Origin of the sequence: Streptococcus suis (assembly GCF_019794615.1) — a bacterium.
Classification (GTDB): Bacteria; Bacillota; Bacilli; order Lactobacillales; family Streptococcaceae; genus Streptococcus; species Streptococcus suis_AI.
On record NZ_JAIMDU010000006.1, the window covers coordinates 13,818 to 37,757 of the forward strand.

At 40.2% G+C, this 23,940-nt stretch carries 24 protein-coding genes and 1 pseudogene; 4 read left to right on the forward strand and 21 right to left on the reverse strand.

Annotated features, from left to right (window positions below):
• Position 1 precedes the first annotated feature (1 nt).
• The 5 genes from K6V43_RS02720 to xseA are packed head-to-tail and all read right to left on the reverse strand — an operon-like array spanning position 2 to position 3,636.
• A complete protein-coding gene (locus K6V43_RS02720; protein WP_172018216.1) occupies positions 2 to 427 on the reverse strand; it encodes an arginine repressor in 426 nt (141 codons plus the stop codon).
• Positions 420 to 1,241 (reverse strand): TlyA family RNA methyltransferase, encoded by an 822-nt coding sequence (locus K6V43_RS02725; protein ID WP_172018219.1) that lies wholly within the window; start codon positions 1,239 to 1,241, stop codon positions 420 to 422. Before K6V43_RS02725 ends, K6V43_RS02720 begins: the two co-directional genes overlap by 8 nt.
• On the reverse strand, positions 1,234 to 2,103 hold the full coding sequence (locus K6V43_RS02730; protein WP_222381520.1) for a polyprenyl synthetase family protein: 870 nt from the start codon (positions 2,101 to 2,103) through the stop codon (positions 1,234 to 1,236). Before K6V43_RS02730 ends, K6V43_RS02725 begins: the two co-directional genes overlap by 8 nt.
• Positions 2,103 to 2,318, reverse strand: coding sequence for an exodeoxyribonuclease VII small subunit (locus K6V43_RS02735; protein WP_024392454.1), 216 nt, complete (start codon positions 2,316 to 2,318; stop codon positions 2,103 to 2,105). Before K6V43_RS02735 ends, K6V43_RS02730 begins: the two co-directional genes overlap by 1 nt.
• The gene (gene xseA / locus K6V43_RS02740; RefSeq protein ID WP_222381563.1) at positions 2,293 to 3,636 is read right to left on the reverse strand and encodes an exodeoxyribonuclease VII large subunit; all 1,344 of its coding nucleotides are present in this window, start codon (positions 3,634 to 3,636) and stop codon (positions 2,293 to 2,295) included. The genes K6V43_RS02735 and xseA overlap by 26 nt, the downstream gene beginning before the upstream one ends.
• A gap of 167 nt (positions 3,637 to 3,803) precedes the next feature.
• On the opposite strand from xseA, the gene ypfJ reads away from it, so the two are divergent.
• The gene (ypfJ, locus tag K6V43_RS02745; protein ID WP_024403952.1) at positions 3,804 to 4,712 is read left to right on the forward strand and encodes a KPN_02809 family neutral zinc metallopeptidase; all 909 of its coding nucleotides are present in this window, start codon (positions 3,804 to 3,806) and stop codon (positions 4,710 to 4,712) included.
• A gap of 79 nt (positions 4,713 to 4,791) precedes the next feature.
• On the opposite strand, the gene K6V43_RS02750 is transcribed toward ypfJ, so the two are convergent.
• The 4 genes from K6V43_RS02750 to K6V43_RS02765 all read right to left on the reverse strand — a co-directional run bounded on the left by K6V43_RS02750 (position 4,792) and on the right by K6V43_RS02765 (position 7,537).
• Positions 4,792 to 5,643 (reverse strand): bifunctional methylenetetrahydrofolate dehydrogenase/methenyltetrahydrofolate cyclohydrolase, encoded by an 852-nt coding sequence (locus tag K6V43_RS02750; protein ID WP_222381521.1) that lies wholly within the window; start codon positions 5,641 to 5,643, stop codon positions 4,792 to 4,794.
• Between the two features lie 128 nt (positions 5,644 to 5,771).
• A complete protein-coding gene (locus K6V43_RS02755; RefSeq protein WP_024392450.1) occupies positions 5,772 to 6,506 on the reverse strand; it encodes an amino acid ABC transporter ATP-binding protein in 735 nt (244 codons plus the stop codon).
• A gap of 1 nt (position 6,507) precedes the next feature.
• The gene (locus K6V43_RS02760) at positions 6,508 to 7,188 is read right to left on the reverse strand and encodes an amino acid ABC transporter permease (RefSeq protein ID WP_222381522.1); all 681 of its coding nucleotides are present in this window, start codon (positions 7,186 to 7,188) and stop codon (positions 6,508 to 6,510) included.
• A 118-nt stretch (positions 7,189 to 7,306) separates the two neighbouring features.
• Positions 7,307 to 7,537, reverse strand: coding sequence for a DUF1797 family protein (locus K6V43_RS02765; RefSeq protein ID WP_024392448.1), 231 nt, complete (start codon positions 7,535 to 7,537; stop codon positions 7,307 to 7,309).
• 329 nt (positions 7,538 to 7,866) lie between these two features.
• On the opposite strand from K6V43_RS02765, the gene K6V43_RS02770 reads away from it, so the two are divergent.
• The 3 genes from K6V43_RS02770 (at position 7,867) to K6V43_RS02780 (ending at position 11,076) form a co-directional block, all read left to right on the forward strand.
• A complete protein-coding gene (locus K6V43_RS02770; protein WP_024396911.1) occupies positions 7,867 to 10,110 on the forward strand; it encodes an ATP-dependent Clp protease ATP-binding subunit in 2,244 nt (747 codons plus the stop codon).
• Between the two features lie 143 nt (positions 10,111 to 10,253).
• Positions 10,254 to 10,721: an NUDIX hydrolase gene (locus K6V43_RS02775; protein WP_222381524.1), complete on the forward strand. Its 468-nt coding sequence runs from the start codon at positions 10,254 to 10,256 to the stop codon at positions 10,719 to 10,721.
• Positions 10,722 to 10,767: 46 nt separating this feature from the next.
• Positions 10,768 to 11,076 (forward strand): DUF1827 family protein, encoded by a 309-nt coding sequence (locus K6V43_RS02780; protein ID WP_222381526.1) that lies wholly within the window; start codon positions 10,768 to 10,770, stop codon positions 11,074 to 11,076.
• A 63-nt stretch (positions 11,077 to 11,139) separates the two neighbouring features.
• Here the strand turns inward: K6V43_RS02780 and ileS are convergent, their stop codons facing one another.
• The 12 genes and pseudogenes from ileS to murD all read right to left on the reverse strand — a co-directional run bounded on the left by ileS (position 11,140) and on the right by murD (position 23,842).
• The gene (gene ileS / locus K6V43_RS02785) at positions 11,140 to 13,929 is read right to left on the reverse strand and encodes an isoleucine--tRNA ligase (RefSeq protein ID WP_222381528.1); all 2,790 of its coding nucleotides are present in this window, start codon (positions 13,927 to 13,929) and stop codon (positions 11,140 to 11,142) included.
• 10 nt (positions 13,930 to 13,939) lie between these two features.
• Positions 13,940 to 14,383, reverse strand: coding sequence for a GNAT family N-acetyltransferase (locus K6V43_RS02790; protein WP_222381530.1), 444 nt, complete (start codon positions 14,381 to 14,383; stop codon positions 13,940 to 13,942).
• A gap of 226 nt (positions 14,384 to 14,609) precedes the next feature.
• On the reverse strand, positions 14,610 to 15,302 hold the full coding sequence (locus tag K6V43_RS02795) for a DivIVA domain-containing protein (protein WP_172007300.1): 693 nt from the start codon (positions 15,300 to 15,302) through the stop codon (positions 14,610 to 14,612).
• 8 nt (positions 15,303 to 15,310) lie between these two features.
• Positions 15,311 to 16,102, reverse strand: coding sequence for a YlmH/Sll1252 family protein (locus tag K6V43_RS02800; protein ID WP_222381532.1), 792 nt, complete (start codon positions 16,100 to 16,102; stop codon positions 15,311 to 15,313).
• Positions 16,103 to 16,104: 2 nt separating this feature from the next.
• Complete coding sequence (locus tag K6V43_RS02805) at positions 16,105 to 16,368, reverse strand: YggT family protein (RefSeq protein ID WP_222381533.1); 264 nt, start codon at positions 16,366 to 16,368, stop codon at positions 16,105 to 16,107.
• Positions 16,369 to 16,373: 5 nt separating this feature from the next.
• Positions 16,374 to 16,940: a cell division protein SepF gene (gene sepF, locus K6V43_RS02810; protein WP_024403469.1), complete on the reverse strand. Its 567-nt coding sequence runs from the start codon at positions 16,938 to 16,940 to the stop codon at positions 16,374 to 16,376.
• Between the two features lie 14 nt (positions 16,941 to 16,954).
• Positions 16,955 to 17,629, reverse strand: coding sequence for a YggS family pyridoxal phosphate-dependent enzyme (locus K6V43_RS02815; protein ID WP_024403470.1), 675 nt, complete (start codon positions 17,627 to 17,629; stop codon positions 16,955 to 16,957).
• A 210-nt stretch (positions 17,630 to 17,839) separates the two neighbouring features.
• A pseudogene (gene ftsZ, locus K6V43_RS02820) lies at positions 17,840 to 18,866 on the reverse strand (cell division protein FtsZ); the annotation flags it as partial.
• Positions 18,867 to 18,889: 23 nt separating this feature from the next.
• Positions 18,890 to 20,266 (reverse strand): cell division protein FtsA, encoded by a 1,377-nt coding sequence (gene ftsA, locus K6V43_RS02825; RefSeq protein ID WP_222381534.1) that lies wholly within the window; start codon positions 20,264 to 20,266, stop codon positions 18,890 to 18,892.
• Positions 20,267 to 20,409: 143 nt separating this feature from the next.
• Entirely contained in the window at positions 20,410 to 21,414 is a 1,005-nt protein-coding gene (locus K6V43_RS02830; RefSeq protein ID WP_172007297.1) for a cell division protein FtsQ/DivIB, read from the reverse strand.
• Between the two features lie 7 nt (positions 21,415 to 21,421).
• Entirely contained in the window at positions 21,422 to 22,486 is a 1,065-nt protein-coding gene (locus K6V43_RS02835) for a UDP-N-acetylglucosamine--N-acetylmuramyl-(pentapeptide) pyrophosphoryl-undecaprenol N-acetylglucosamine transferase (RefSeq protein ID WP_222381535.1), read from the reverse strand.
• Between the two features lie 3 nt (positions 22,487 to 22,489).
• A complete protein-coding gene (gene murD / locus K6V43_RS02840; RefSeq protein ID WP_222381536.1) occupies positions 22,490 to 23,842 on the reverse strand; it encodes a UDP-N-acetylmuramoyl-L-alanine--D-glutamate ligase in 1,353 nt (450 codons plus the stop codon).
• Between the last annotated feature and the right edge of the window lie 98 nt (positions 23,843 to 23,940).

Consider the following 23,940-nt stretch of genomic DNA (forward strand, 5'->3'; position numbering starts at 1 on the left):
TCTACCAACTTCTAATGGATTGAACTATTTGAGGCATCATATCACTGTCCTTCAAAATGATTAAAATGCTATCATCATCTGCAATGATACTAAAAATATATTCTTCGAACTGCTCCAAAATTTGGCGCTTGAAAACTGTAGTACTACCAGGAACCAAGACCAAATTTAGCATCTGCCCCATGGAATCATACTTTAATAGGTTTGATGTCTTATTCTTTTGCCCACTACCCTTTGATAAGCCATAAATATAGCCCTTATCTTTAGCAGGTACCTTAATAATGCCCAATTCCTTAATATCACGAGAGACCGTTGCCTGTGTGGCATGAACGCCCATAGCTTCAAGTCGGTCAACAATTTCTTCCTGTGTATCAATCGGAAAGCGAACTACCAAATCTTTAATGACTTCTAATCGTTCTCGTTTATTCATCCTTTTTAAATTCCTCGTGTGCTTGATAAACTACTTTTGTTAATTCCTCTTTGGCAATCGTACTTGGTTGAATGGATTTCTCTAGGTGAGCCAGGAATTCGATATTCCCATGACCACCTTGAACTGGTGAGAAACTAAGTGCCTTAACTGAATAGCCATTTTCGACAGCCATTGCTGTAACATCTTCCAACACTTTCAGGTGAACTGATTTGTCCTTGACAATCCCATTCTTCCCAATCTGCTCACGCCCCGCCTCAAATTGTGGTTTGACCAAGGCTACAACCTGACCACCATCCACTAATATACGATGGAGAGCTGGCAAAATCAGACTCAGTGAAATAAAGCTGACATCAATCGAAGCAAAACTAGGTTGGCCCACTTCAAAATCAGTTAACTCAGCATAGCGGAAATTGTACTGTTCCATACTAATCACGCGCTCGTCCTGACGCAATTTCCAAGCGAGTTGATTGGTACCGACATCTACTGCATAGACCTGCTTAGCACCAGCCTGCAACATAACATCCGTAAATCCACCTGTTGATGCCCCAATATCAATCGTTGTTTGCCCCTCAACCGTTAATTGGAAAACCTGCAAGGCTTTCTCCAATTTGAGACCACCGCGACTGACATACTTGAGTTTTTCCCCCTTTAGTTTAAGTTCGATTCCCTCATCAATCTTCTCACCGGGTTTATCGTACCGTTCACCATTGATGACCGATACAACCAGTCCAGCCATAACACCACGTTTGGCCTGCTCTCTCGTTTCGAAAAGCCCCTGTTTATAAGCTAATACATCTACTCTTTCCTTAGCCATTCATTCGTAAACTTTCTATGATTTCTTTGATTTCTTTTGTTGAAAATGGGACTAGTTTAGCCACTTGATCTAGCTCGCTGATTGCTTGATTCAGGGTGTCTTCTAGAAAAACTTTTGAGGCTTCCAAGCCCATTAGGGCAGGGTAGGTAGATTTCTCAGCCAATAAATCTTTTTGGGGTGTTTTTCCGATTTCCTCAAAAGTGGCTGTCACATCCAAAATATCATCCCGGACTTGAAAGGCTAGACCGACAAGCTGACCAGCATTTTGCAAATGGTGGATAACTGTGTCTGTCTGACCAGCAATCAAACCAGCTGCTACAAAAGGAAAGGTCAATAATTTCCCAGTTTTATTGGCATGAATGGTTTGTAATTGCTCCAAGGACAGAGACTGGCCTTCACCAGCCATATCCAACACTTGGCCAGCAACCATTCCAAAGGTCCCAGATGCCTTAGAAAGCTCTCTCACGAGAGCAACGATTGTCTCAGCAGGTAAATGAACTTGAGCCAAAAATCCAAAAGGATCTAAAAAGAGACTATCACCAGCTAAAATTGCAGTTGCTTCATCATAAGCCCTGTGATTGGTCAAACGTCCACGACGGAAATCATCATCGTCCATAGCAGGCAAATCATCATGAATTAAACTCCCAGTATGAATCAACTCTACACATGCTGCCACTTGATAATGAGCAGGCTGCAACTCTATCCCAAAAGACTCCAACACAGTCAACAAGAGCAGGGGGCGAATCCGTTTGCCACCAGCTTGTAGCGAGTAAAGGACCGATTGGTTGAGCCGTTCTGCCACTTGAGGCTGGTAAAAGTCAGCCATGGTTTCCTCTAGGATATGCAATTTGTTAGCTACCATCAACCAAGCTCCGCTTCACTACCATCCGCCTGCATGACCTTAACCAAGGTCTTTTCCGCTTCTGCTAACGTCTTTTGTAGGTCTTTCGATAGGACCATTCCTTTTTGAAACTCAGCAAGTGCTTCTTCCAAAGCCACATCTCCTCGTTCCAATTTGGTTACGATTCCTTCTAATTCAGCTAAATTTTCTTCAAATGTTTTCGTCTGTTTGGACATGCTTTACCTCCACATCAAGTTGACCATTCTTCATTTGAATGGTTAGATTCTCACCCATTTGTACGTTTTCTACACTATCTATGACTCGCCCATCTTGTAGAACCATCGCATAGCCTCGAGCCACAATACGGCTAGTATCCAGCATGGTCAAGGCCTCAATCAATTTATCCGCCTTAGCCAGTTTATGGTTATAGATGTTCGTCATATTGTTTTTCAAGAGCCGTTCCTGCTGGATGATTCTCTCTTTGAAGCTCTCTACTTTACGACCAAGTTGCATCCCTAATAGCCGCTGATTTAGCAAGAGACTAGCCTGTTTCTGCTGGCTATAGAGTTCTTTCATCCATGTCTGCAATTGATTGGTCAAGCGGTCTAATTTTTGTAAATAACCATCATACAAGCGTTCAGGCTGACGAAACATGACTGACTGGCTAATTTTTTCAAGCTGACCTCTTAAGAATTTCAATCGATTGCCCATGGCCTGATAGGCTCTATTTTCCTGCTGATTGAGATAGCCCAGCAAGTCTGCCTTGGTCACAGGTGTTGCTAATTCTGCGGCAGCTGTTGGGGTAGCAGCTCGTTTATCTGCTACAAAATCTGCCAATGTTGTATCGGTTTCATGACCGACACTAGAAATAATAGGAATACGGGATTCAAAAATTGCCCGAACGACTACTTCCTCATTAAATGCCCAGAGATCCTCAATTGAGCCACCGCCACGACCAACTATCAAGACATCCAAATCATTCCGTTCATTGGCTTTTTGTATATTGGCAACAACCTCTTGAGCGGCTCCTTCTCCTTGAACCTTTGTAGGATAGAGAAGTATTTCCACTCCAGGAAATCGCCTGCTGACTGTCGTAATAATATCCTGAATTACAGCTCCGCTCGGACTAGTAATGACCCCAATTTTCTTGGTAAACCGAGGGAGGGTCTGTTTGAATTCTTCTTTAAATAAACCTTCCTGTGTCAGAGCTTGTTTGAGTTGTTCAAACTTTATTGCTAAAGCACCAATGCCATCTGGCTCAGCTTTCTCAATGACAATGGAATAAGAACCACTCGGTTCATAAAGCTGGACACGTCCGACAGCGTTGATTTTCATGCCCTCTTCAAGTTCAAAGCCCAACTGTTTATAAACACCTGCCCACATGGTCGCTTGAATGACCGCCTTATCATCCTTGAGCGAAAAATATTGATGGGAAGGTCGTTTGCGGAAGTTAGACACCTGACCTGTCAAATAGACCCTCTCCAAGTACGGATCTCGGTCAAATTTTAATTTCAAATACTTCGTTAGATGACTAACCGATAAATATTCAACCATGCCCACTCCTTCTGTCAGTATCATACTATTATACCAAATTTTGCACTATTATACAGAACCTAACCCATAAATTCCAAACGCTTTCACGTGTTATTTTCAGTATTTTACTATATAATAGTTCATGAAAGAATGGAAGAAACGATGTGGAGAGTTTCTAGGGAGAATATATGAAATTAGATAATTTACGAAAAAGTTCCAATATTGAGGACCGACGAGGCAGATCTAGTTCTGGCTCGTCCTATTCGTCAGGTTCATCGGGAGGTAACGTCCTATTAGGTTTATTGTTTTCACGTCTCGGGTGGAAAGGAAAATTGCTAGTCCTCATCCTACTATTAGCATTCGGTGGAATGTCTAATTTAGGTGGATTGCTCTCCCCTTCTACTGGAACGAATTCTTATCAGTCCAGTCAAGTCACCACCACAGGTACAAATGTGTCTGATGCCGACGCTGAATTTATGAGTAAGGTGTTAGGCTCAACAGAAGATTTTTGGACCCAAGAATTTGAAGCCAATGATTTAACCTATTCAGCACCGACCATGGTTTTCTATACCGATCAGACCCAAACGGGCTGCGGTATCGGATCTGCTCAAGCTGGACCATTTTACTGCTCAGCTGACCGTAAAATTTATATCGATACATCATTTTACCAAGAATTATCTAGCAAATACAAGGCGTCTGGTGACTTCGCTATGGCCTATGTCATCGCCCATGAAGTTGGACACCATGTCCAAAATGAATTGGAAGTTCTTGGGGCATACCATCAAAAACGAGCTCAATTATCAGATAAAGAAGGCAATGCACTGAACGTTCGTCTCGAACTACAGGCTGATTACTATGCTGGGGCATGGGCTAAATATGTAGATGGTCAAGGTATACTAGATGCTGGGGACATCGACGAAGCCATGAATGCAGCTCATGCTGTCGGCGATGATACCCTACAGCAAGAAGCCTATGGCCGCACCGTTCCAGATAGTTTCACCCACGGAACCTCCGAACAACGAAAAAAATGGTTTAACCTTGGGTACACGTATGGTGATCTTGCCCATGCAGATACATTTTCAGTAGAAAATCCCTAAAAAAATCCTCAATCATCTGTGCATGATTGGGGATTTTTGATCTATTCGTGTATCTCTATCTCATCTATAAAAGTTGAAACTAGTTCTTTTCACTTCTGACACAAGCTTCATATGTCTGTTCCATCAGCATGGTAATGGTCATTGGACCAACTCCTCCTGGGACTGGTGTAATGTAGCTTGCAACTTCTGCTACTTCATCATACTTAACATCACCAATCAGTTTGCCATTTGCATCACGGTTCATACCAACGTCAATCACCACTGCCCCTGGTTTGACAAAATCCTTGGTAACAAAATGACCACGACCAATGGCAACGACAAGAATATCAGCTTGTCTAGCTAATTCTGGCAGATTTTTTGTCCGAGAATGGGCAATCGTGACAGTCGCATTTGCATCTAAAAGTAACTGCGCCATCGGCTTCCCAACAATGTTTGAACGACCGATAACCACAGCCGTTTTTCCTTCTAGCTCGATCTGATATTCTTTGAACATCTCCATAATCCCTGCTGGTGTTGAAGGAATCATAACTGGATGTCCTGACCAGAATTTACCCATATTAGTCGGATGGAAACCATCTACATCCTTATCTGGATCAATTGCCAATAAAACCTTTTCCTCACTGATATGGGCAGGTAACGGCAACTGGACTAAAATACCATGCCATTCAGAATCTTGATTATAGCGTTCGATTAATGCCAAGAGCTCCTTTTCAGAAATCGTATCTGGTACTCGTACAACTTCGCTCTTAAACCCTGCTGCTAAGGCTGAACGTTCTTTATTCCGCACATAAACCTGACTAGCTGGATTTTCACCCACTAAAATCACCACAAGTCCTGGTGTCAATCCTTTTTCTACCTTCAATTGAGCTGTTTTCTCTGCTAAAGCCGCTTGCATTTTTACTGCTAATGCCTTACCATCAATGACTGTCATTTCACTATCTCCTCTAGTTTTTTTCTATTATATCGTAAAACCATTCGTCTGACTACGGACGATTCCTTGAAAATCCAACATATAGAAAAACTCCGAACGTTTTCGGAGTTATCCTGTTGTATCTATCGTTATAGGACTTTCGATAAGAAATCTTTCGTCCGTTCTTCTCTCGTATGTTCGAACACATCTTCAGGAGTTCCATCTTCAACGATTACTCCCCCATCCATAAAGATAACCCGATCAGCAACTTCTCTTGCAAAACCCATTTCGTGAGTCACAATCACCATGGTCATTCCCGATTTAGCCAAATCCTGCATAACCGATAAGACCTCACCGACCATCTCAGGGTCTAAGGCAGACGTAGGCTCGTCAAAAAGCAAGACATCTGGATCCATTGCCAATCCGCGAGCAATTGCAATACGTTGTTGTTGCCCACCTGATAAACTCTGTGGATAAGCAGCCGCTTTATCTGGTAAACCAACCTTAGCCAGTAGGTCCATCGCTTTCTTCTCAGCCTCAGCCTTCGTCATTCCCTTTGTCTTAATTGGTGATAAGGTAATATTTTCCAAGACTGTCATATTAGGGAAGAGATTAAATTGTTGAAATACCATCCCCATTTTTTCACGCATCTTAAAGATATCATTTGACTTATCAGTGATATCGACACCTTCAAATGTAACATTTCCCTTAGTAGGCACCTCTAAAAGGTTCATTGTCCGTAGAAAAGTTGATTTTCCAGAACCTGATGGACCGATAATAACAACAACTTCTCCCTGTTGGATATCCAAATCAATACCCTTTAACACTTCATTGTCTCCGAAGTATTTGTGCAAATCCTTGATAGAAATAATAACCTCTGCCATATCAATGTCCCCCCTTATTCATTTTTTTCTCAAAGTATTGGATGCCCAACGTTAACACACTTGTCACAATCAAATAATAGAAGGCTGCAAATAACAAAGGCTCCGTTGTAATGTAAGTTGACGCAGAGACCGTAGTCGCTCCATTCCACAATTCAACAACGCCGATTGTTGATAAAAGGGAACTATCTTTTACGATTGTTACAAATTCATTCCCCAAGGCAGGTAGGATATTCTTGATAGCTTGAGGCATGATGACATAGCGCATCGCTTGACGAGGACGGATACCGAGTGAGTAGGCTGCCTCCAATTGTCCCTTCGGAACAGCATTAATCCCCGCACGTACTATTTCAGATACATAAGCACCTGAGTTCATTGATAGAATAACCATCCCCGGAATCAGGCGAGACAAATCTACAGATAAAATACCTAACTGAAAAGTTGGAGCAACTAAATGAGTCATGGTAAAACCAATCATAATCTGTACAACCATTGGAGTCCCACGGAAAATCCACACATAAATATTAGCAAACCAAACAAGTAATTTATATTTACTCCGTTGTGCAAAAGCCAATAATACACCCAAAATACTACCAAAAGCAACAACAAATACAGCGATAATAAGGGTAACTAATACACCATAATTAAAATAAGCCCAGTAATCAGGCAAAAAAGAAAAATTCATATCTCCACTCCTCAAAAGACGTATACTACATTATAACATTTTCGAATAAATATGCAACTACCTAGACTAATTATTCACAAAAGAAAAAGCACCCTTGGCGCTTTTAACTATCCTGTGTTTAGTACAACAGTTCGTAAATTTCCATTGCAATCAAGTCAATGCTGTCAAACGTATACGTCTCACGAGCAGCAACATCACGTAGGGTAAATACTGAACCATTTTCTTCGTCATAGCTGTAGGCAACTTCTGCAACAACAACACCATCACGTTCAAAATTACGTTTCAAGGTACCACCATCACTGGCCATGGCTTCAAGACGATTGATAATTCTCACCAAATGTGATTCCATATTCATTCTCCTCTTCTTAATATAGGAATATTCTACCATAATTTTGTGAAAAAGTCTTATTTTTACGTAATTTTCTTCCCCCAATTTTTCGTAAAAAGAAATACTAGAATGCATATCAGTTTCTTGCATTTTCTCCAAAACTTGATATAATTAAAACAGAACTGACCTTTATTGACTATTCAATAAGGACCTTACTTCGTGGAAATTCATCTGAATGCGCAATTGTATGTGATTCAATCGATACACAATATTCTAGCATTCGAGTAGGAAAAAATGAGATTAATTTTCACAGAGTTTTGTAATGTTACTATTAGAAAAGAGGTAATTGAATGCTCTGTACAAACTGTAAAATAAATGATGCTACCATTCATCTCTATACAAATATGAATGGCAAACAACAGCAAGTTGACCTTTGCCATAATTGTTATCAAATTATGAAAACAGATCCAAATAATGCTATTTTACGTGGCTTAGGGGACTTAACGAATCCAAACAATATGGATCCATTTAGTGAATTTTTCAATCATTTAGGTGGTTACCCTGGTAATACCCCAGCTGGTAAGAATCGTGATCAAACACCTCCTACTCAAGCAGGCGGAGGCAACGGTGGTGGTCGATTCAATCAACCAAATGCTGGTCGAACCCAAACAGTCCCGCAACCAAATGGATTGCTGGAAGAATTTGGGATTAATGTTACTGAGATTGCACGACGTGGAGATATTGACCCCGTTATCGGACGCGATCAAGAAATCACTCGGGTGATTGAAATTTTGAACCGTCGCACTAAAAACAACCCCGTTCTTATCGGTGAGCCCGGTGTTGGTAAAACTGCAGTCGTTGAAGGACTAGCACAAAAAATTGTAGACGGGGACGTTCCACATAAACTTCAAAACAAAGAAGTCATTCGATTAGACGTTGTCAGCCTTGTTCAAGGAACAGGAATCCGAGGTCAATTTGAAGAACGCATGCAAAAACTCATGGAAGAAATTCGGAACCGACGTGAAGTTATTCTCTTCATTGATGAAATTCATGAGATTGTCGGAGCTGGTTCTGCAGGAGATGGAAACATGGATGCGGGCAATATTCTAAAACCCGCCCTCGCTCGTGGTGAAATGCAACTGGTCGGTGCTACTACTTTAAATGAATACCGCATTATTGAAAAAGATGCAGCTCTTGAACGTCGGATGCAACCTGTAAAAGTTGACGAACCAAGTGTTGAAGAAACAATCACTATCTTAAAAGGTATTCAGAATAAATACCAAGACTACCACCATGTAAAATATTCCCCTGAGGCCATTGAAGCTGCGGCCGTATTATCCAACCGCTATATTCAAGACCGATTCTTACCTGACAAAGCGATTGATTTGCTAGACGAAGCTGGGTCAAAAATGAACTTAACCTTGAACTTCGTGGATCCTAAAGAAATTGACCAACGGTTAATTGATGCCGAAAATCGTAAAGAACAAGCAACTCGTGATGAAGATTACGAAAAAGCTGCCTATTATCGTGACCAAATTGCTAAATATAAAGAAATGCAAAAGGCAACGATTAGTGAAGAGGATATTCCTCTCATTACCGAAAAAGAAATCGAAGCCATCATTGAACAAAAAACAAATATCCCCGTTGGCGAGCTGAAAGAAAAAGAACAGTCTCAATTGATACATTTGGCAAGTGATCTCAAAGCGCATGTCATTGGACAAGACGATGCTGTTGACAAGATTGCAAAAGCAATCCGTCGCAATCGTGTAGGACTTGGAGCACCAAATCGTCCAATTGGTTCCTTCTTATTCGTAGGACCTACTGGCGTCGGTAAAACAGAATTATCAAAACAATTAGCCATTGAGCTCTTCGGTTCAGCGGACAGCATGATTCGATTTGATATGTCTGAATATATGGAAAAACACGCAGTTGCAAAACTAGTCGGTGCCCCTCCTGGATATGTGGGGTATGAAGAAGCTGGCCAACTAACAGAGAAAGTCCGTCGCAATCCATACTCACTTATTCTCCTTGATGAAGTTGAAAAGGCGCATCCAGACGTGATGCACATGTTCCTACAGGTTCTTGATGATGGTCGACTGACAGATGGACAAGGACGAACAGTCAGCTTCAAAGATACCATTATCATTATGACTTCAAATGCTGGTACAGGCAAGGTTGAAGCTAGTGTTGGATTTGGTGCTACTATGGAAGGTCGTACACAATCTGTTCTTGGTCAACTCGGTAATTTCTTCACTCCTGAATTTATGAACCGCTTCGATGGAATTATTGAATTCCAACCACTATCAAAAGAAAATCTGCTCCAAATTGTCAGTCTCATGCTGGAAGACGTCAACCGTCGCTTATCTACAAATGGTATTCGACTACATGTGACCGATAAAGTAAAGGAAAAATTAGTTGATCTTGGTTACGATCCTAAAATGGGTGCACGTCCCCTTCGCAGGACCATTCAAGACCAAATTGAAGATGCCATTACCGATTTCTATCTAGAGAATCCTAATGAGAAAGATTTACGAGCTGTCATGACCAATAAAGGCACCATCCAAATCAAAGCTCAAACGCCAAAAGAAAAATAAAATATGTTAGCGGAGGCATCCGGCTAGGTTGCCCCGCTCTTTTTCACTCACACATAAAATTCAAAAAATTCCAACTATTATATAAGAAAAATTTAGGCTAAAATGGTATAATATTAGAAAGTCCCTATTTGAAGGAGAAACAAATGACAAGTGCAATTTTTGGCGAAAAAAAGAATGGTGTAAACTATACCAACCGTTATGGTGTATACGCTGTCATTCCTGATGAAAATTTAGAAAAAATTGTACTGGTTCAAGCCCCAAATGGTGCCTGGTTCCTCCCAGGCGGAGAAATCGAGGAAGGGGAAAATCATCTATCAGCACTTGAAAGAGAATTGATAGAAGAATTAGGCTTTACCGCTGAAATCGGACAATATTTTGGTCAAGCCGATGAATACTTTTACTCTAACCATCGCGATACTCATTTTTATAACCCAGCTTATATCTATCAAGTTACCAGATACAAGCAAGTCGGGGCACCACTAGAAGATTTCAATCACATTGCTTGGTTTCCTGTTGAAGAGGCCATCAACAAACTAAAACGCGGTAGCCACAAATGGGGGATCGAACAATGGAAAAAGCTAGAATTAGCTCAAAAAAGACTAGATAAATAAATCCAAGAGTGCTATAATGTAGCCAAAGAGACGGAGGAAGTTTCGCATGAAGATTATCAATACGACGAATAGTCATTCTCAATTAGTGCAAAATCAATTAGCCAATACCGATGCCTTCCTGGTAGAAACCTATTCTGCAGGAAACACCGATGTCATTTTCACACAAGCTCCTCACCACTACGAGCTCCTTATTAGAAATAAATATCGTGCTATCCAACCATCGGAAGTCAATAAAATTCGCGAATTTTTCCTACGCCGGAAAATTGATGAACGAACAATAAATCAGGCTGCCATTCAAACGATTCATACAGATCGTCTAATTGAAATGTCTATCCCAATCATTACTGAAGAATAAGAAGCTCATGGCTTCTTTTTTTTTTGAAAAAAAGCCTATCCAAAAATAGATAGACTTTTATACTTATGCTTCAAAACCTTGAGCTACTGCTTCCGCAAAGTTTTCTTCTACTACGCTTGCACAGTGGTCACAGATTGTTGCACCATAGCTACGCTCTACAACACTTGTATCAATGCGACGGCAACGATCACAAACTTCACCAGTGGCACGTACAACAGTAAATGCAAGATCATCAACTACTACCGCAGATGCTGGAGCAGCTTCGGTGGTAACTGTCAAATCAGATACAATCAAAAGTTGAGCAAGGTCAGCATTTAAGCCTTCCAAGAATGACTTGGTTTCAGCTGAGACATAGGCTGTCAAATGCGCTTCAAGTGACTTACCAATCACTTTTGCATTACGCGCTTCTTCCAAGGCTTTTTGTGCCTGAGTACGGAAGACCATAACCTTTTCCCAGTCAGCCAACAACTGCGCATCATTGGTAAAGGCTTCTACCTCTGGCATTTCCGCCAATTGTACAAACTCTTCTGGTTCGTGTTCCAAATATGACCAGATTTCTTCTGCGGTATGTGGCAAGATTGGGGTCAAGAGCTTGGTAATTTTCACCAAGATGTCATAGAAAACAGTTTGCATCTGGCGGCGAGACAAGGATTTCGCACCATCAATGTAGACCACGTCCTTGGCAAAATCCAAGTAGAAGGCTGACAAGTCAAGCGTGACAAAGTTTACCACAGACTTGTAGATGGCCATGAAATCATAGCTATCGTAGGCATCACGGATTTGTGCTACCAGTTTGTTGAATTTCACCAAGAGGTATTGGTCAACTGAGCGAAGCTCGTCATAAGCTACCGCATCGCTTGCAGGATTGAAATCAGAGGTATTAGCAATCAAGAATCGGAGGGTGTTGCGAATTTTCCTGTAAGTTTCAGAAACTTGTCCAAGAATTTCCATTGATACACGGACATCATTTGACGTATCAACTGAAGTCACCCACAAACGCAAAATTTCTGCACCAAATTGTTTTTCAACATCACTTGGTAAAATCGTATTACCAAGTGATTTAGACATCTTCAAGCCTTTACCATCTAGGACAAATCCTTGTGATAATACTGCTTTATATGGCGCATGACCATTGACTGCTACAGAGGTGATTAAGGAAGAGTTAAACCAGCCACGGTATTGGTCAGATCCTTCAAGATAAAGGTCTGCTGGATAGGCAAGGTTTTCACGAGCGTTCATGACACCATTCCAAGATGAACCAGAATCAAACCATACGTCCATGATATCTGTTTCTTTGGTAAATTCGCCATTTGGTGAACCTGGATGAGTGAAACCAGCTGGAAGAAGGTCTTTAGCTTCTGATTTCCACCAGATGATTGAACCATGCTCTTCGAAGAGAGCTGCAACGTGGTCCGTCACTTCCTTAGACATGATTGCTGTACCATCTTCTGCATAGAAGATAGGAAGTGGCACACCCCAAGCCCGCTGACGTGAGATGACCCAGTCACCACGGTCACGGATCATATTGTAGAGACGTGTTTTACCCCACCCTGGAATGAAGTTTGTTGCTTCGATTTGATCTAAAATTTCTTGACGGAATTTAGAAACAGAAGCAAACCACTGTGGTACTGCACGCCAGATAATTGGTTTCTTGGTCCGCCAGTCAAATGGATAAGAGTGATTAATCACTTCACTAGCAAGAAGTAAGTCTCCTAGTTTTTCTTTTACAGTTGGAACAACCTTGTCATAGAATTGTCCTTCAAAATCAGGACCAGCATTTTCCATCATCAAGCCACGTTCGTTGACAGTTACGGCCACCTCTAAATTGTATTTGATTCCGACATTATAGTCATCTTCACCAAAACCAGGAGCCGTATGGACAATACCAGTACCTGAATCAGTCGTTACATGATCACCCAAGATGACCAATTCATCCACTTCAGAATCCCATGGGTGTTCTGTGACAATATATTCAAACTCAGCACCCTTGTGTTTTGAAATCACTTCGAAGGATTCCCAACCAAATTTGGCTGCCAAACTATCAACCAAGGCTTCTGCCAATACATACTTACGGTCAGAACCTTCTGGGTGAACAAGTACATAATCAATATCTGCACCCATTGTCAATCCACGTGAAGCTGTAACGGTAAATGGTGTAGTTGTCCAAACAACGATATAACTATCTGAATCCAGCACCCCTTTGCCATCTTTGACCTTGTTAGCATAGTAAAGGGATGTTGAGTCAATGTCATGGTATTCGATTTCAGCTTCTGCAAGGGCAGATTCAGATGACCATGACCAGTAGACAGGCTTAGCACCGCGGTAGATATATCCCTTGTCTGCCATAGCACCGAAGACACGAATTTGAGCTGCTTCGTAGTCTTTCGTCAAGGTGATGTATGGATTTTCCCAATCAGCAGAGACACCAAGTCGCTTGAAGTCATCACGTTGCTTATCTACCTGACTTAAGGCATAATCACGACACATTTCAAGGTATTCAACCAAGTCCATTTCTTTCCGTTTAACACCTTGTTTTGCCAAGACTTGCTCAATTGGAAGACCATGAGTATCCCAACCAGGTACGTAAGGAGCTCGGAAACCAGACATCGATTTAGAACGGACAATGATATCTTTAGAAATTTTATTTAAGGCATGCCCAACGTGGATATTTCCGTTTGCGTAGGGAGGACCATCGTGTAGGTGAAAGGACGGTTTTCCTTCATTCAATTCTTGACGTCGCGCATACAAGTTTGCTTCATCCCAAGCTTTTTGCCATTCAGGTTCGCGTGTTGGCAAACCTGCGCGCATAGGAAAGGCTGTTTTACCCAAATTGAGGGTTTCTTTTAGTTTCATCATAACTCCTTTATTTAACATTTAATTCCATTTTCATTTCTTGACCATCTAAACCGACTGGCTGAAAGCCAAATTTTTCTAAGATGTACCGCATTTTATGATTTCCGATCACATAATTTACGGTAACCTTATGGCACTGCTGATCATCCCTAGCTCGTTGTAACACTTGCCGAATGACCTCCTTGCCAAAGCCCTGATTTTGATACTTCTGATCAATGAGCAAACGCCAGATATAATAACTGTTTTCCATGGGCTGATAGGACAACAAGAGAAATCCCACTGTTAGCTGTCCAGATTTAACAGCATATGGAAATAGGACGTCACTATCTCGATACAGCCATGCCTGAGCTAATGAATATTCAACTGACGCCACTCGGCGCTGATCTTTAGGTGCCACATCAAGATCTAGCACCTGATCAAAATTATCTTTGTTTACCAGTTCTAATCGTATCATAAAAAATAAAAAAACTCCCGCCAAATAAGGACGAAAGTTCGTGGTACCACCTTAGTTCAGATAGAGTTTCCCCTATCCCTCTAGCGTTCGTAACGTGAACCGACGTCTTTCCCTACTTCTTTCAGGAAAAATCATGCAAAGGGATTATCGCAAGAAAGGGATTGTAGGGCTTCCACCGTCTCCTACTCGCTAAAAATATTTCTATTGATAGTGTCTTTGCTCTCATTTATTCTTCATCAATTGACAAGGCAATTGTTTCATTATTTTCAAAAGCAGATGCCTGACGTGTCAACTCAGCAATCTCTTCTTCAGAAAGTTGCATAGTATAGTCCAAGTGATTCTCTTCTTCTGGAACTTCCTCATCAAGAACTTTTACCAATACTTCTCTGAAGGCTTCATCACTTGTTTGTAGATAAGATGCAGTTGGGCGTAAAATATCTTCCCATTCAGGAGAATTCACCAATGATAATTGGCTTTCAATTGTAGATTTTAACCGCTGATGGAAAATACGAGTTTTATTTTTCAATTCTTCTGTTTCAACAGCTACTCGCTTAGCGTTGTCGGTTGAAATACGAAGAATTTCATTCGCCTTATCTTTCGCTTCATGCAATAAAGTTGCAACATCATAATCTGCTTGTTTAATGATATTTGCTGCTTGCTCATCCGCAGCTTTTTTCACTTTTTCAGCAGTATCTTGAGCCAATAGAACTGATTTGCTTAGCGATTCTTTCATTTCATCAAAATAGGCCAATCGCTCACGTAAATTTTTCAGTTCCAACTCTTGTTCATGATTTTTACGGATTAGGTCCTCATAATCACGGGTTACAATATCCAAAAAATCATCAACTTCATCTGCATCATAACCTCTGAATTTTGTTGCAAAGGTTTTATCTTTTAATTCTAGTGCTGTAAGTGCCATAGTTCCTCCTAAGTTTTAACAATGTCTAACTTTAATTTTACCTTCCCTTGCTTAGAAAAACCTAAAAATTCATTTAATCGAATTCTTCCGAATTTCCTCACACTAATCAATTGCCCAATTTCTACTGTTCGACTAGGTTGATCAACTTGGAGATAATCCAACTTTGCATGTCCAGCTTCAATCAACTTATTCGCTGTGGAGCGTGAGATATTAAATCCAACAGCAACCAACTTGTCCAGTCTCAAACTGGAAACGAGTACGTCCTTAGAGCGCCAGTCCTGTTGATTCATTAATTGAACCGACAGCCACGAAACTTCTTCTACCTTGACCGGAACGCGAGCTATTTTGGTGACAGACTGTTGAGCAATCGGTCCAAACTTTTCATCTAATAACACCAACAGCTGTTCTTCATTGACAATGATATCACCCAAGTATTCTCTTTTAATCCCCAATTGATTTAGAAAAGTTCCTAATACTTGAGAATGAGATAGAGTATGAAATTTTCTTGAAAAAGATAATTCAAGGGCAGTTAACCTAAAATCCTGAGGATCTAATTCATAGTAATTTGGAGCAATAATCACACGTGAGTGCTCAGTAGATAAAAAATCACGACTTGAAAAGGTCTTTAACTGATAATAATTTGCAATTTTCGTTACAATTTCATCTTGTCGGGGATGTAGAAAGTGCGTTAATCTATAGGAATATGTATCTTCAACTTGCTGACACATATCCATTATTTTCTCAACGAATTCCCTTTCTTCCTTGGCAAAATGTTGCATTATTTGTTTATCATTTTTCATGATTAAGCTAGCAAAAGCAGGATGCGAATCAGTATCCGTGTTCCAATGTTTAGTGCAATCATTGCAACCATAACTGTCCAATCCAATCCCTTGAATTGTAGATTGAGCCGTCTAAAGGGCTTTAACAGTGGTGCAACTGCCCACTGAATTAAGCGACCTAATGGAGTTGCATAAAGATTTGGAAACCAGCTTAATAATGCATATGCCAATAAAAGATATGAATAAATTTCTACAATTTTTAAAATAAGAAAAATCAAAAATTGCATAAATGTTACCGTTTCATATCAAAGTCAAATTGTGAATCTTGATTCGCACCAACATTTGTATTTCGAAGTTCCTCAATATGGACTGTCACATTAACAGGTGTCAGTAACCACATGGTATTTGAAACTTTCTTTAAATTTCCAGAAAGAACTGATCGAGCCCCATCCAAATAATCCAAGCAACGACGTGCCTGTTGTTCTGACATATATTGGAAATCAATTAGGATACTTGCATTGTCTAGTAGGAGATTAACCATTTCTGGAGCATCTTCATAACGCTTTGGAAACTTAATATCAATCGTTGATTTAATGTTCCCTTGATCACTATGAGCCATCAGCTCTTGTTGACGATCATGCAGACGTTGCAAGCGAGATTCATTACCCATACTCGATTCACTACGTGTTTCAACTCGAGATGGTCTCTCAACAGGTTTGTTAACTGGTTTTGTGGCAGCAACATGCATTGCTGGCCGCTCATTTCCAATAGAATTTGCTTGATGCTGCTCTTCTACTTCATTAGCATCTTCTACTTCGAAATAGTTAAATAAATTTTTAAATGTATCTTTAAGTGCCATACCTACTTCTTCTCCTATTCAGTAAAAAATGCCGAGCCTATGCGGACAAATGTTGCCCCATTCTGTATTGCTTCTACATAATCACCGCTCATTCCCATACTTAATTCATTAAAAGGCATATGCGGTATATTTCTTGCTGATAGTGTTACTTGTATCTCTTTCATTTTTGAGAAAATTTTATTTAATTCTTTTGAATCAGCATCAAAAGGTGCCATTGTCATTAAACCAACAACTTCCACTTTTTCAAAAGGAATTAATTGTGAAATTGTCTCTTCTAATTCATCTACAGAGAAACCATGTTTACTTTGCTCACCTGAAATATTCAATTGTAAGAAGCATTTAATCGGTTTCTCTGCGCGTTTATTAATTTCTTCGGCCAATTTTATAGAATCTAAAGCATGAAAGTAATCGACAAAATGAATAACATCCTTTACTTTCCGTCTCTGTAAGGTTCCAATCAAGTGCCATGTTAAGTCGATATCGGATAAGGCATGATACTTGTCTAAAAATTTATCAACGCGATTTTCACCAATATGTTGAATACCAGTTTTTACCAATTCTCTAACAATAGAGCTGTCAACATATTTTGTGACAGCTATAACATTAACCGATTGACTAGGTCGATGTGCTTCTATTACTGCTTGTTCAACAGTAGCAAATACATCATCTCTATTTTTTTGTAAGTTCATTTTAACGATTTCTGAAAAATGGTGGAGTATCTAACTCATCTTCATCAGCTTCCATCGTAAATTTTTCAACAGAAACTGTAGGAGTCACTTCTGTTTCCGCAGGGTGAATCAAGTTTTCACGACGCAAGTCCCACTCACCAAAAGCAGAACCCTTAGGAGTTTCAGGTTGTGATAAACCACGACTCACTGAAGGGGCTGAACTACTTGGCAAATCAAAACGTTGTGAATGACGCGGTGCAACATGCTCAGTAACACGTGGACGACTTGCTCTTTCTGACTTTTCTTGACGAACACCTGTTGCAACAACTGTAACACGGATTTCATCCTTCATGGTTTCATCAATCGAAGTTCCCAACCAAATATTCACGCCTTGACCGGCAGCTTGATTCACAATTTCTGAAGCTTCTTCAGCTTCTGTCAATGTCATATCATAACCACCTGTTACGTTGACAATAACATCTTCAGCACCATCAATTGTTGTTTCAAGAAGTGGTGAATAAATCGCTTTACGAGCCGCCTCCACTACACGATCTTCACCTGTACCAATACCAATACCCATTAAGGCATTCCCTTTGTTCTCCATCACTGTCTTCACATCAGCAAAGTCCAAGTTGATCAAACCAGGGTTGGTAATCAGATCAGTAATCCCTTGAACACCTTGACGTAAAACATTATCTGCTTCACTCAAAGCTTCTAGAAGTGGAGTTTTCTTATCAACAATCTCAAGGAGATTATTATTTGAGATGATTAACAGTGTGTCAACTTGTTCACGAAGGCCATCGATCCCTTCAATAGCAAAATTGCCACGTTTATTCCCTTCAAATCCAAAAGGACGTGTAACAACTGCAACTGTTAGCGCACCAAGATTTTTAGCAATTCGTGCAATTACTGGAGCCGCACCTGTACCAGATCCACCGCCCATACCAGCAGTAATGAAGACCATATCAGCACCACTTAAAACGTTGGTCAATACTTCTTCACTTTCTTCTGCGGCTTTACGGCCAACTTCAGGCTGACCCCCAGCACCCAATCCTCGAGTCAATTTTGGACCCAATTGGATAACTGTTTCTGCTTTCGAACTACTCAAAGCTTGTACATCTGTGTTGGCTGCGATAAATTCAACTCCAGCCACACCTTCTTCAATCATACGGTTAATGGCGTTACCACCGCCACCGCCGACACCAATTACTTTAATGACAGCACCATGACTTGCTGCTGCTTCAAATGAAAATGCCATAGTTTTTATCACCTTTTCTTTACTTATTCAAACATGCTTCCAAACAAACCACGGATACGATCTGTAAAGTTCCCTCTTGAAGTAGATTCAGTCTCTTCCTGTTCCTCTTCATAGCTTGGTATTGGTCGTTCCTCGCGTATTTCAGGTTCTACAGGTGTAATCACCTCTGGTTGAACTGTGGGAACTACCCTAGGTCGTGTAGCAGTGAAATCAACAGGTTTTTGACGCAAGTTTACTTCACCATTCACTGCTCGTTGAGCAATTTTCTCTACTTCCTCTAGGTTACCAACATACTCAACCAAACTAATCACGCTTGCGAAAGCAGGATTACGAATCCCAATTTGATTTGGTACAAATAATTTTGCATTAGTACCAAGCACTTCTTGAGCCAATTCTGCAATACCTGGTAAAATAGCACCGCCACCTACCAGGACAACTCCTCCTGGCAAATCAAGTGCTCTTGTACGTTCCAAGTCTTGTCTAACTCGATCAAAAATTTGACGAAGACGAGCTGAAATAACTTCTGATAAGTAACGCTCTGTTACTTCAACAGGTGTGTTTTCACCAATAACTTCCACAGAGAATTTTTCTTTGTCACTCGCATCTTGTGGGTTTGCTATACCGTAATTATATTTCAAGTTTTCAGCAATACTTTGTGATGTTGTCAAAACTTTTGAAATATCTTTGGTAATGTAATCGCCACCTTCTTGGTAAATATTTGTATATTGTAATTCTTGATTACGCATTACAGCAACTGTAGTTTGCCCACCACCGAGATCAATAACTGTCGCACCAAACTCGCGCTCACCCTCATTTAAAACAGAGCGAGTCAGAGCAAGTGGAGAAATGACGATGTTTTCAACCTGTACACCTGCACGCTCAACTGTTTTACGTAGGTTATGAAGAATGGTACGAGGTCCTGTGTAAAGCATACCACGCATTTCCAAACGAATACCCATCATGCCACGAGGATCTTTTATCCCTTGGAAACCATCTACAATAAATTCCTCTGGAATAAATGAAATAACTTCACGTTCAGGCGTCATACTCTTTGTCAATGCAGATTTCACCACATTTTCAACATCTAAATCAGTAATTTCTTGAGAATCCGTAGTAACAGGAATCATTCCTTGAGTTGGTTCGATTTGCAATAGATTAGCTGGTAGGCCAACATTTACTTTATCGATTCGAATACCTGATTTTTCCTCTGCTTGTTGGAGTGCTTTCTTAATTGCACCTGCTGCCACTTCAATATTCACAATAATGCCATCTTTAACGCCAGCACTTTTTACATTGCTTACGCCGATAACATTCATTTCATTTTCTGTAAATTCAGCAACCAAGACTTTAACGGAGCTTGTACCAATATCTAAACCCGTAAAAAAGCCGCTTTTAACCATTCTTTCCGTCCTCTCTTACTTTCAACTTTAACAAACATAATTCCAAATTATAAAATAGTGCAATTAGTCATCTTTTATTATATCATATCTTCCAGAAAAAAAGTGTCTCTAACGGCTTTTTCTATGAAATTTTTATCATAATTTTACTGACTAGAACTGACATATCTAAAAATTCCAACTTCCATATCAACAACGGATGGCTCAACTGTTTCTAATGAAATTTTTGAATAATATGGCAACTTCGTTTCAATCTCACTAAGTGGTACCAAAATAGTATTTCCATCTGACATTTTCAAGGTCAACAAATCGGATGTAGCTTTAGTAGGAGTTAAACTAATTTCTTGAATTTTCGAAGTAATTTGCGTGTCCACGTTAGCCAGTTGTTTAGCAAGTATCTTTATTGATGCGAGGTCTGTTAGTTTGACGAGCAAATGTGTTTCGGGTAGTTGGTCCGCTGAAAGTCCTTCACTTGCAACTTCTCCATTTGAAAAAATTCGATAATATTGATTGCCAGTTTCCAAATAGCCAACGACAGGATGTTCTTTTATACGAATGATGAATTTATTTGGAAAATAAAATGAAATTGTCGCTTCTGAAACTTCTGGAGTTGACTTTTTTATATTACTTGCGTAGTTAGTAGCATTCAGTGCTATCGTTACAATATAATCATTTGGTGAGATCAAACTAAAATCTTCCACCTGTTGAGCAGTTAGTCGATCGTTTCCTTCAACAGTAACCACCTTATTTTTACTATAAGGGCTCATAAAGTAAATTGATAAGAACAACAGCACGCAACTAACCAAAAGCACAGGTACTGCCCTCAATAACGTTCCTTTCGGTAGTGGGGCTTTTTTCTTCTCAATCCTTTTTCGACTACTATCACCGATACCTTCTGATCTATCTTCTAACTTTCGAGCTTTTCTACCTTTTTTTAAAAAAGAAGTCTTATTATTTTCTTGCTCAATAATTGGAGATTCTTCTTCCATTTTATGCTCTTCCAAATAAGCTTGATGTCGTGCTTTCCATTGTTCAAAGAAGGCACTTTTTTCATCGTCTGAGGCATCCATGGTTGGAACAGAGGATTCTAAATCAGGAGATGGCTCTGAATTCTTATTTTCTACCAACTCTTTCGGGTCTTTTTCATCCATACCTCATCTACCTTCCTATATCTTCCATCAACAAGTGATAAAAACTATCAACTGATTGTATTTCAGTAGATTGTTCCATATTTTGGATATAAAAGTCTTTGTTTTCTAGCAAAGCTCCCACCTCAGACAACAAGGTATCAACTGTAAATTGCTCCTCACTAATTTGTCGAGAATAACCTTTTTTCTCCGCATAGAGAGCATTTTCAATCTGATCTCCTCGACTTGCTTGACGGCCGAGTGGAACGATGAGGTGCAATTTTTTCATTGCAATCAATTCAAATAAGGTATTGGAGCCACCACGTGTCACCACGACATCCGCAAAATCCATCAAGGGTTGATAAAGCTCCGTAACATAATCTACACGATAGATATGTTTGTCCAATTGGTTGAGTCGTGCATCGCCAGTCAGGTTAATAATATTGAAACCTTCTGTCAATGTCTTAGCATGCTGGCTGATTAAATTATTAAATACCTTGGCTCCGCCAGAACCACCAACAAATAATAAAGTCGGCAATTGTTTGTCAAAATGGCTTAGAATTTCAGGTAATTGGATTGGAGTAACCTTGTCCGTATGCTGCCCAACCTTGGTCACTGCCCCCACGTGTTTTACTTTTGACAGTTCTGATGGTTGCTCAAAGGTACTATACATTGTCGTCGCAAACTTATAGGCAATTTTATTGGCTAGTCCCATCGACAAATCAGATTCGTGGATAAAGACCGGTACTCTTAACAAGTTTGCTGCGATAACTGGTGGTACTGAAACAAATCCACCTTTTGAAAATAGAGCTTGAGGACGAATTTTGGCAATAATCGCAATGGATTGAAGAATGCCAAACCCAACCTTGAATACATCCAACATATTTTGGAAAGAGAAATAGCGACGCAATTTCCCAGTAGCGATGGAATGAAATTGGACATCTAAGCCAGAATTTTTAATTTGCTCATACTCAATCCCATTTCGGTCCCCAATATAATGCACTTCCCAACCATCTTTGATGAAACGAGGCATTAACAGAAGATTGAGCGTCACGTGTCCAACTGTTCCTCCACCTGTAAAAACAATTTTTTTCATATTTTATTTACTTAACTCCTCATAGGTTTGTAGGAATACATCGCCACGAACCTCAAAATTAGGATACATATCCCAACTTGCATTTGCTGGGCTCAAAAGAACAACATCCCCTGGTTCAGCAACTTTAAAGGCCTTACGAGTAGCATCCGCAATCTCATCAGCCGAGATATAGTCAACACCAGCTTTTTCAGCAGCCCGTTGCACACGTGGTGCTGACTGACCTAAGATAACCATTTTCTTCAAGCCTACAAGATCTGGTACTAAATCATCAAATTCATTGCCACGATCCAAACCGCCCGCAATCAGTACTACCTTTTGATTATCAAAGCCTGAAAGAGCTTTTTGAGTTGCTAATATATTGGTAGACTTGCTATCGTTATAGAATGACACATCATTTATTTTACCTACAAACTGTAGGCGGTGTTTCACACCACCAAATGCAGACAAACTCTCTTGAATCGCCTGATTCGTTACTCCCAAAATCTTGGCAACTGCAATGGTAGCCAAGGCATTTTCGATATTATGAGCTCCTGGGACACCCAGCTGATCTGCGTCCATGACATATTCACCCTTGAAGTACAATTTTCCATCAGCTAAATAGGCACCATCCACCTCTTCCAAGGTTGAAAATGGCACAACATTGGCTTTGGTTTGTAGAGCCAATTCTTTGATTTCAGCTTGATTGACGTTCACGACAATGAAATCCTCTTCTGTCATTTGACGTTGAATCATCCATTTCGCAGCCACATAGTCTTCAAAAGTCCCATGGTAATCAATATGGCTTGCAATCAAATTTGTCAGTACTGCAATATGAGGTCTGAACGATTCTGTTCCCATTAGTTGGAAAGAAGACAACTCCATGACTAAAGTATCGTCCTTAGTTGCTGTCTGTGCCACAGATGAAGCGGGATAGCCAATATTCCCACATAATTTAGCAGGTTTGTGTCCAGCATTTAAGACTTCAGCAATCATAGTGGTTGTAGTTGTTTTACCATTAGAGCCAGTAATGCCGACAATTGGAGCCTCTGAAATCAAATAAGCCAATTCAACCTCAGTCCACACAGGAATTCCTTTTTGCAAAGCCTTTTCAACCATTGGATTATCATAGCGAATACCTGGATTTTTCACAACAAGCGCAAAATCTTCATCCAGTAAATCCAAAGGATGACTTCCACAAATGACACGAATCCCTTCTTCCAACAATGATTGGGCCATAGGATTTTCATCAAATGGTTTTCCATCATTTACTGTCACAATCGCACCCAATTTATCCAATAAACGAGCAGCTGATTCCCCAGATTTCGCCAATCCCAAAACTAATACTTTTTTATTTTTAAACTGTTTAATCATTTTCATATACGTTACCTTTGACTTTCTAACACTTTATTTTACCTTGAAATAGCACCATTTTCAAGACATAGGGGCAGAAAGTCTATGTCAATTAGGTAACAAAC

Bases quoted from the DNA above. Each gene is read 5' to 3' on its own strand.
- K6V43_RS02720 (WP_172018216.1), bottom strand. From the start codon at position 427: ATGAATAAACGAGAACGATTAGAAGTCATTAAAGATTTGGTAGTTCGC.
- K6V43_RS02725 (WP_172018219.1), bottom strand. From the start codon at position 1,241: ATGGCTAAGGAAAGAGTAGATGTATTAGCTTATAAACAGGGGCTTTTC.
- K6V43_RS02730 (WP_222381520.1), bottom strand. From the start codon at position 2,103: ATGGTAGCTAACAAATTGCATATCCTAGAGGAAACCATGGCTGACTTT.
- K6V43_RS02735 (WP_024392454.1), bottom strand. From the start codon at position 2,318: ATGTCCAAACAGACGAAAACATTTGAAGAAAATTTAGCTGAATTAGAA.
- xseA (WP_222381563.1), bottom strand. From the start codon at position 3,636: ATGGTTGAATATTTATCGGTTAGTCATCTAACGAAGTATTTGAAATTA.
- ypfJ (WP_024403952.1), top strand. From the start codon at position 3,804: ATGAAATTAGATAATTTACGAAAAAGTTCCAATATTGAGGACCGACGA.
- K6V43_RS02750 (WP_222381521.1), bottom strand. From the start codon at position 5,643: ATGACAGTCATTGATGGTAAGGCATTAGCAGTAAAAATGCAAGCGGCT.
- K6V43_RS02755 (WP_024392450.1), bottom strand. From the start codon at position 6,506: ATGGCAGAGGTTATTATTTCTATCAAGGATTTGCACAAATACTTCGGA.
- K6V43_RS02760 (WP_222381522.1), bottom strand. From the start codon at position 7,188: ATGAATTTTTCTTTTTTGCCTGATTACTGGGCTTATTTTAATTATGGT.
- K6V43_RS02765 (WP_024392448.1), bottom strand. From the start codon at position 7,537: ATGGAATCACATTTGGTGAGAATTATCAATCGTCTTGAAGCCATGGCC.
- K6V43_RS02770 (WP_024396911.1), top strand. From the start codon at position 7,867: ATGCTCTGTACAAACTGTAAAATAAATGATGCTACCATTCATCTCTAT.
- K6V43_RS02775 (WP_222381524.1), top strand. From the start codon at position 10,254: ATGACAAGTGCAATTTTTGGCGAAAAAAAGAATGGTGTAAACTATACC.
- K6V43_RS02780 (WP_222381526.1), top strand. From the start codon at position 10,768: ATGAAGATTATCAATACGACGAATAGTCATTCTCAATTAGTGCAAAAT.
- ileS (WP_222381528.1), bottom strand. From the start codon at position 13,929: ATGAAACTAAAAGAAACCCTCAATTTGGGTAAAACAGCCTTTCCTATG.
- K6V43_RS02790 (WP_222381530.1), bottom strand. From the start codon at position 14,383: ATGATACGATTAGAACTGGTAAACAAAGATAATTTTGATCAGGTGCTA.
- K6V43_RS02795 (WP_172007300.1), bottom strand. From the start codon at position 15,302: ATGGCACTTACAGCACTAGAATTAAAAGATAAAACCTTTGCAACAAAA.
- K6V43_RS02800 (WP_222381532.1), bottom strand. From the start codon at position 16,102: ATGAAAAATGATAAACAAATAATGCAACATTTTGCCAAGGAAGAAAGG.
- K6V43_RS02805 (WP_222381533.1), bottom strand. From the start codon at position 16,368: ATGCAATTTTTGATTTTTCTTATTTTAAAAATTGTAGAAATTTATTCA.
- sepF (WP_024403469.1), bottom strand. From the start codon at position 16,940: ATGGCACTTAAAGATACATTTAAAAATTTATTTAACTATTTCGAAGTA.
- K6V43_RS02815 (WP_024403470.1), bottom strand. From the start codon at position 17,629: ATGAACTTACAAAAAAATAGAGATGATGTATTTGCTACTGTTGAACAA.
- ftsA (WP_222381534.1), bottom strand. From the start codon at position 20,266: ATGGTTAAAAGCGGCTTTTTTACGGGTTTAGATATTGGTACAAGCTCC.
- K6V43_RS02830 (WP_172007297.1), bottom strand. From the start codon at position 21,414: ATGGATGAAAAAGACCCGAAAGAGTTGGTAGAAAATAAGAATTCAGAG.
- K6V43_RS02835 (WP_222381535.1), bottom strand. From the start codon at position 22,486: ATGAAAAAAATTGTTTTTACAGGTGGAGGAACAGTTGGACACGTGACG.
- murD (WP_222381536.1), bottom strand. From the start codon at position 23,842: ATGAAAATGATTAAACAGTTTAAAAATAAAAAAGTATTAGTTTTGGGA.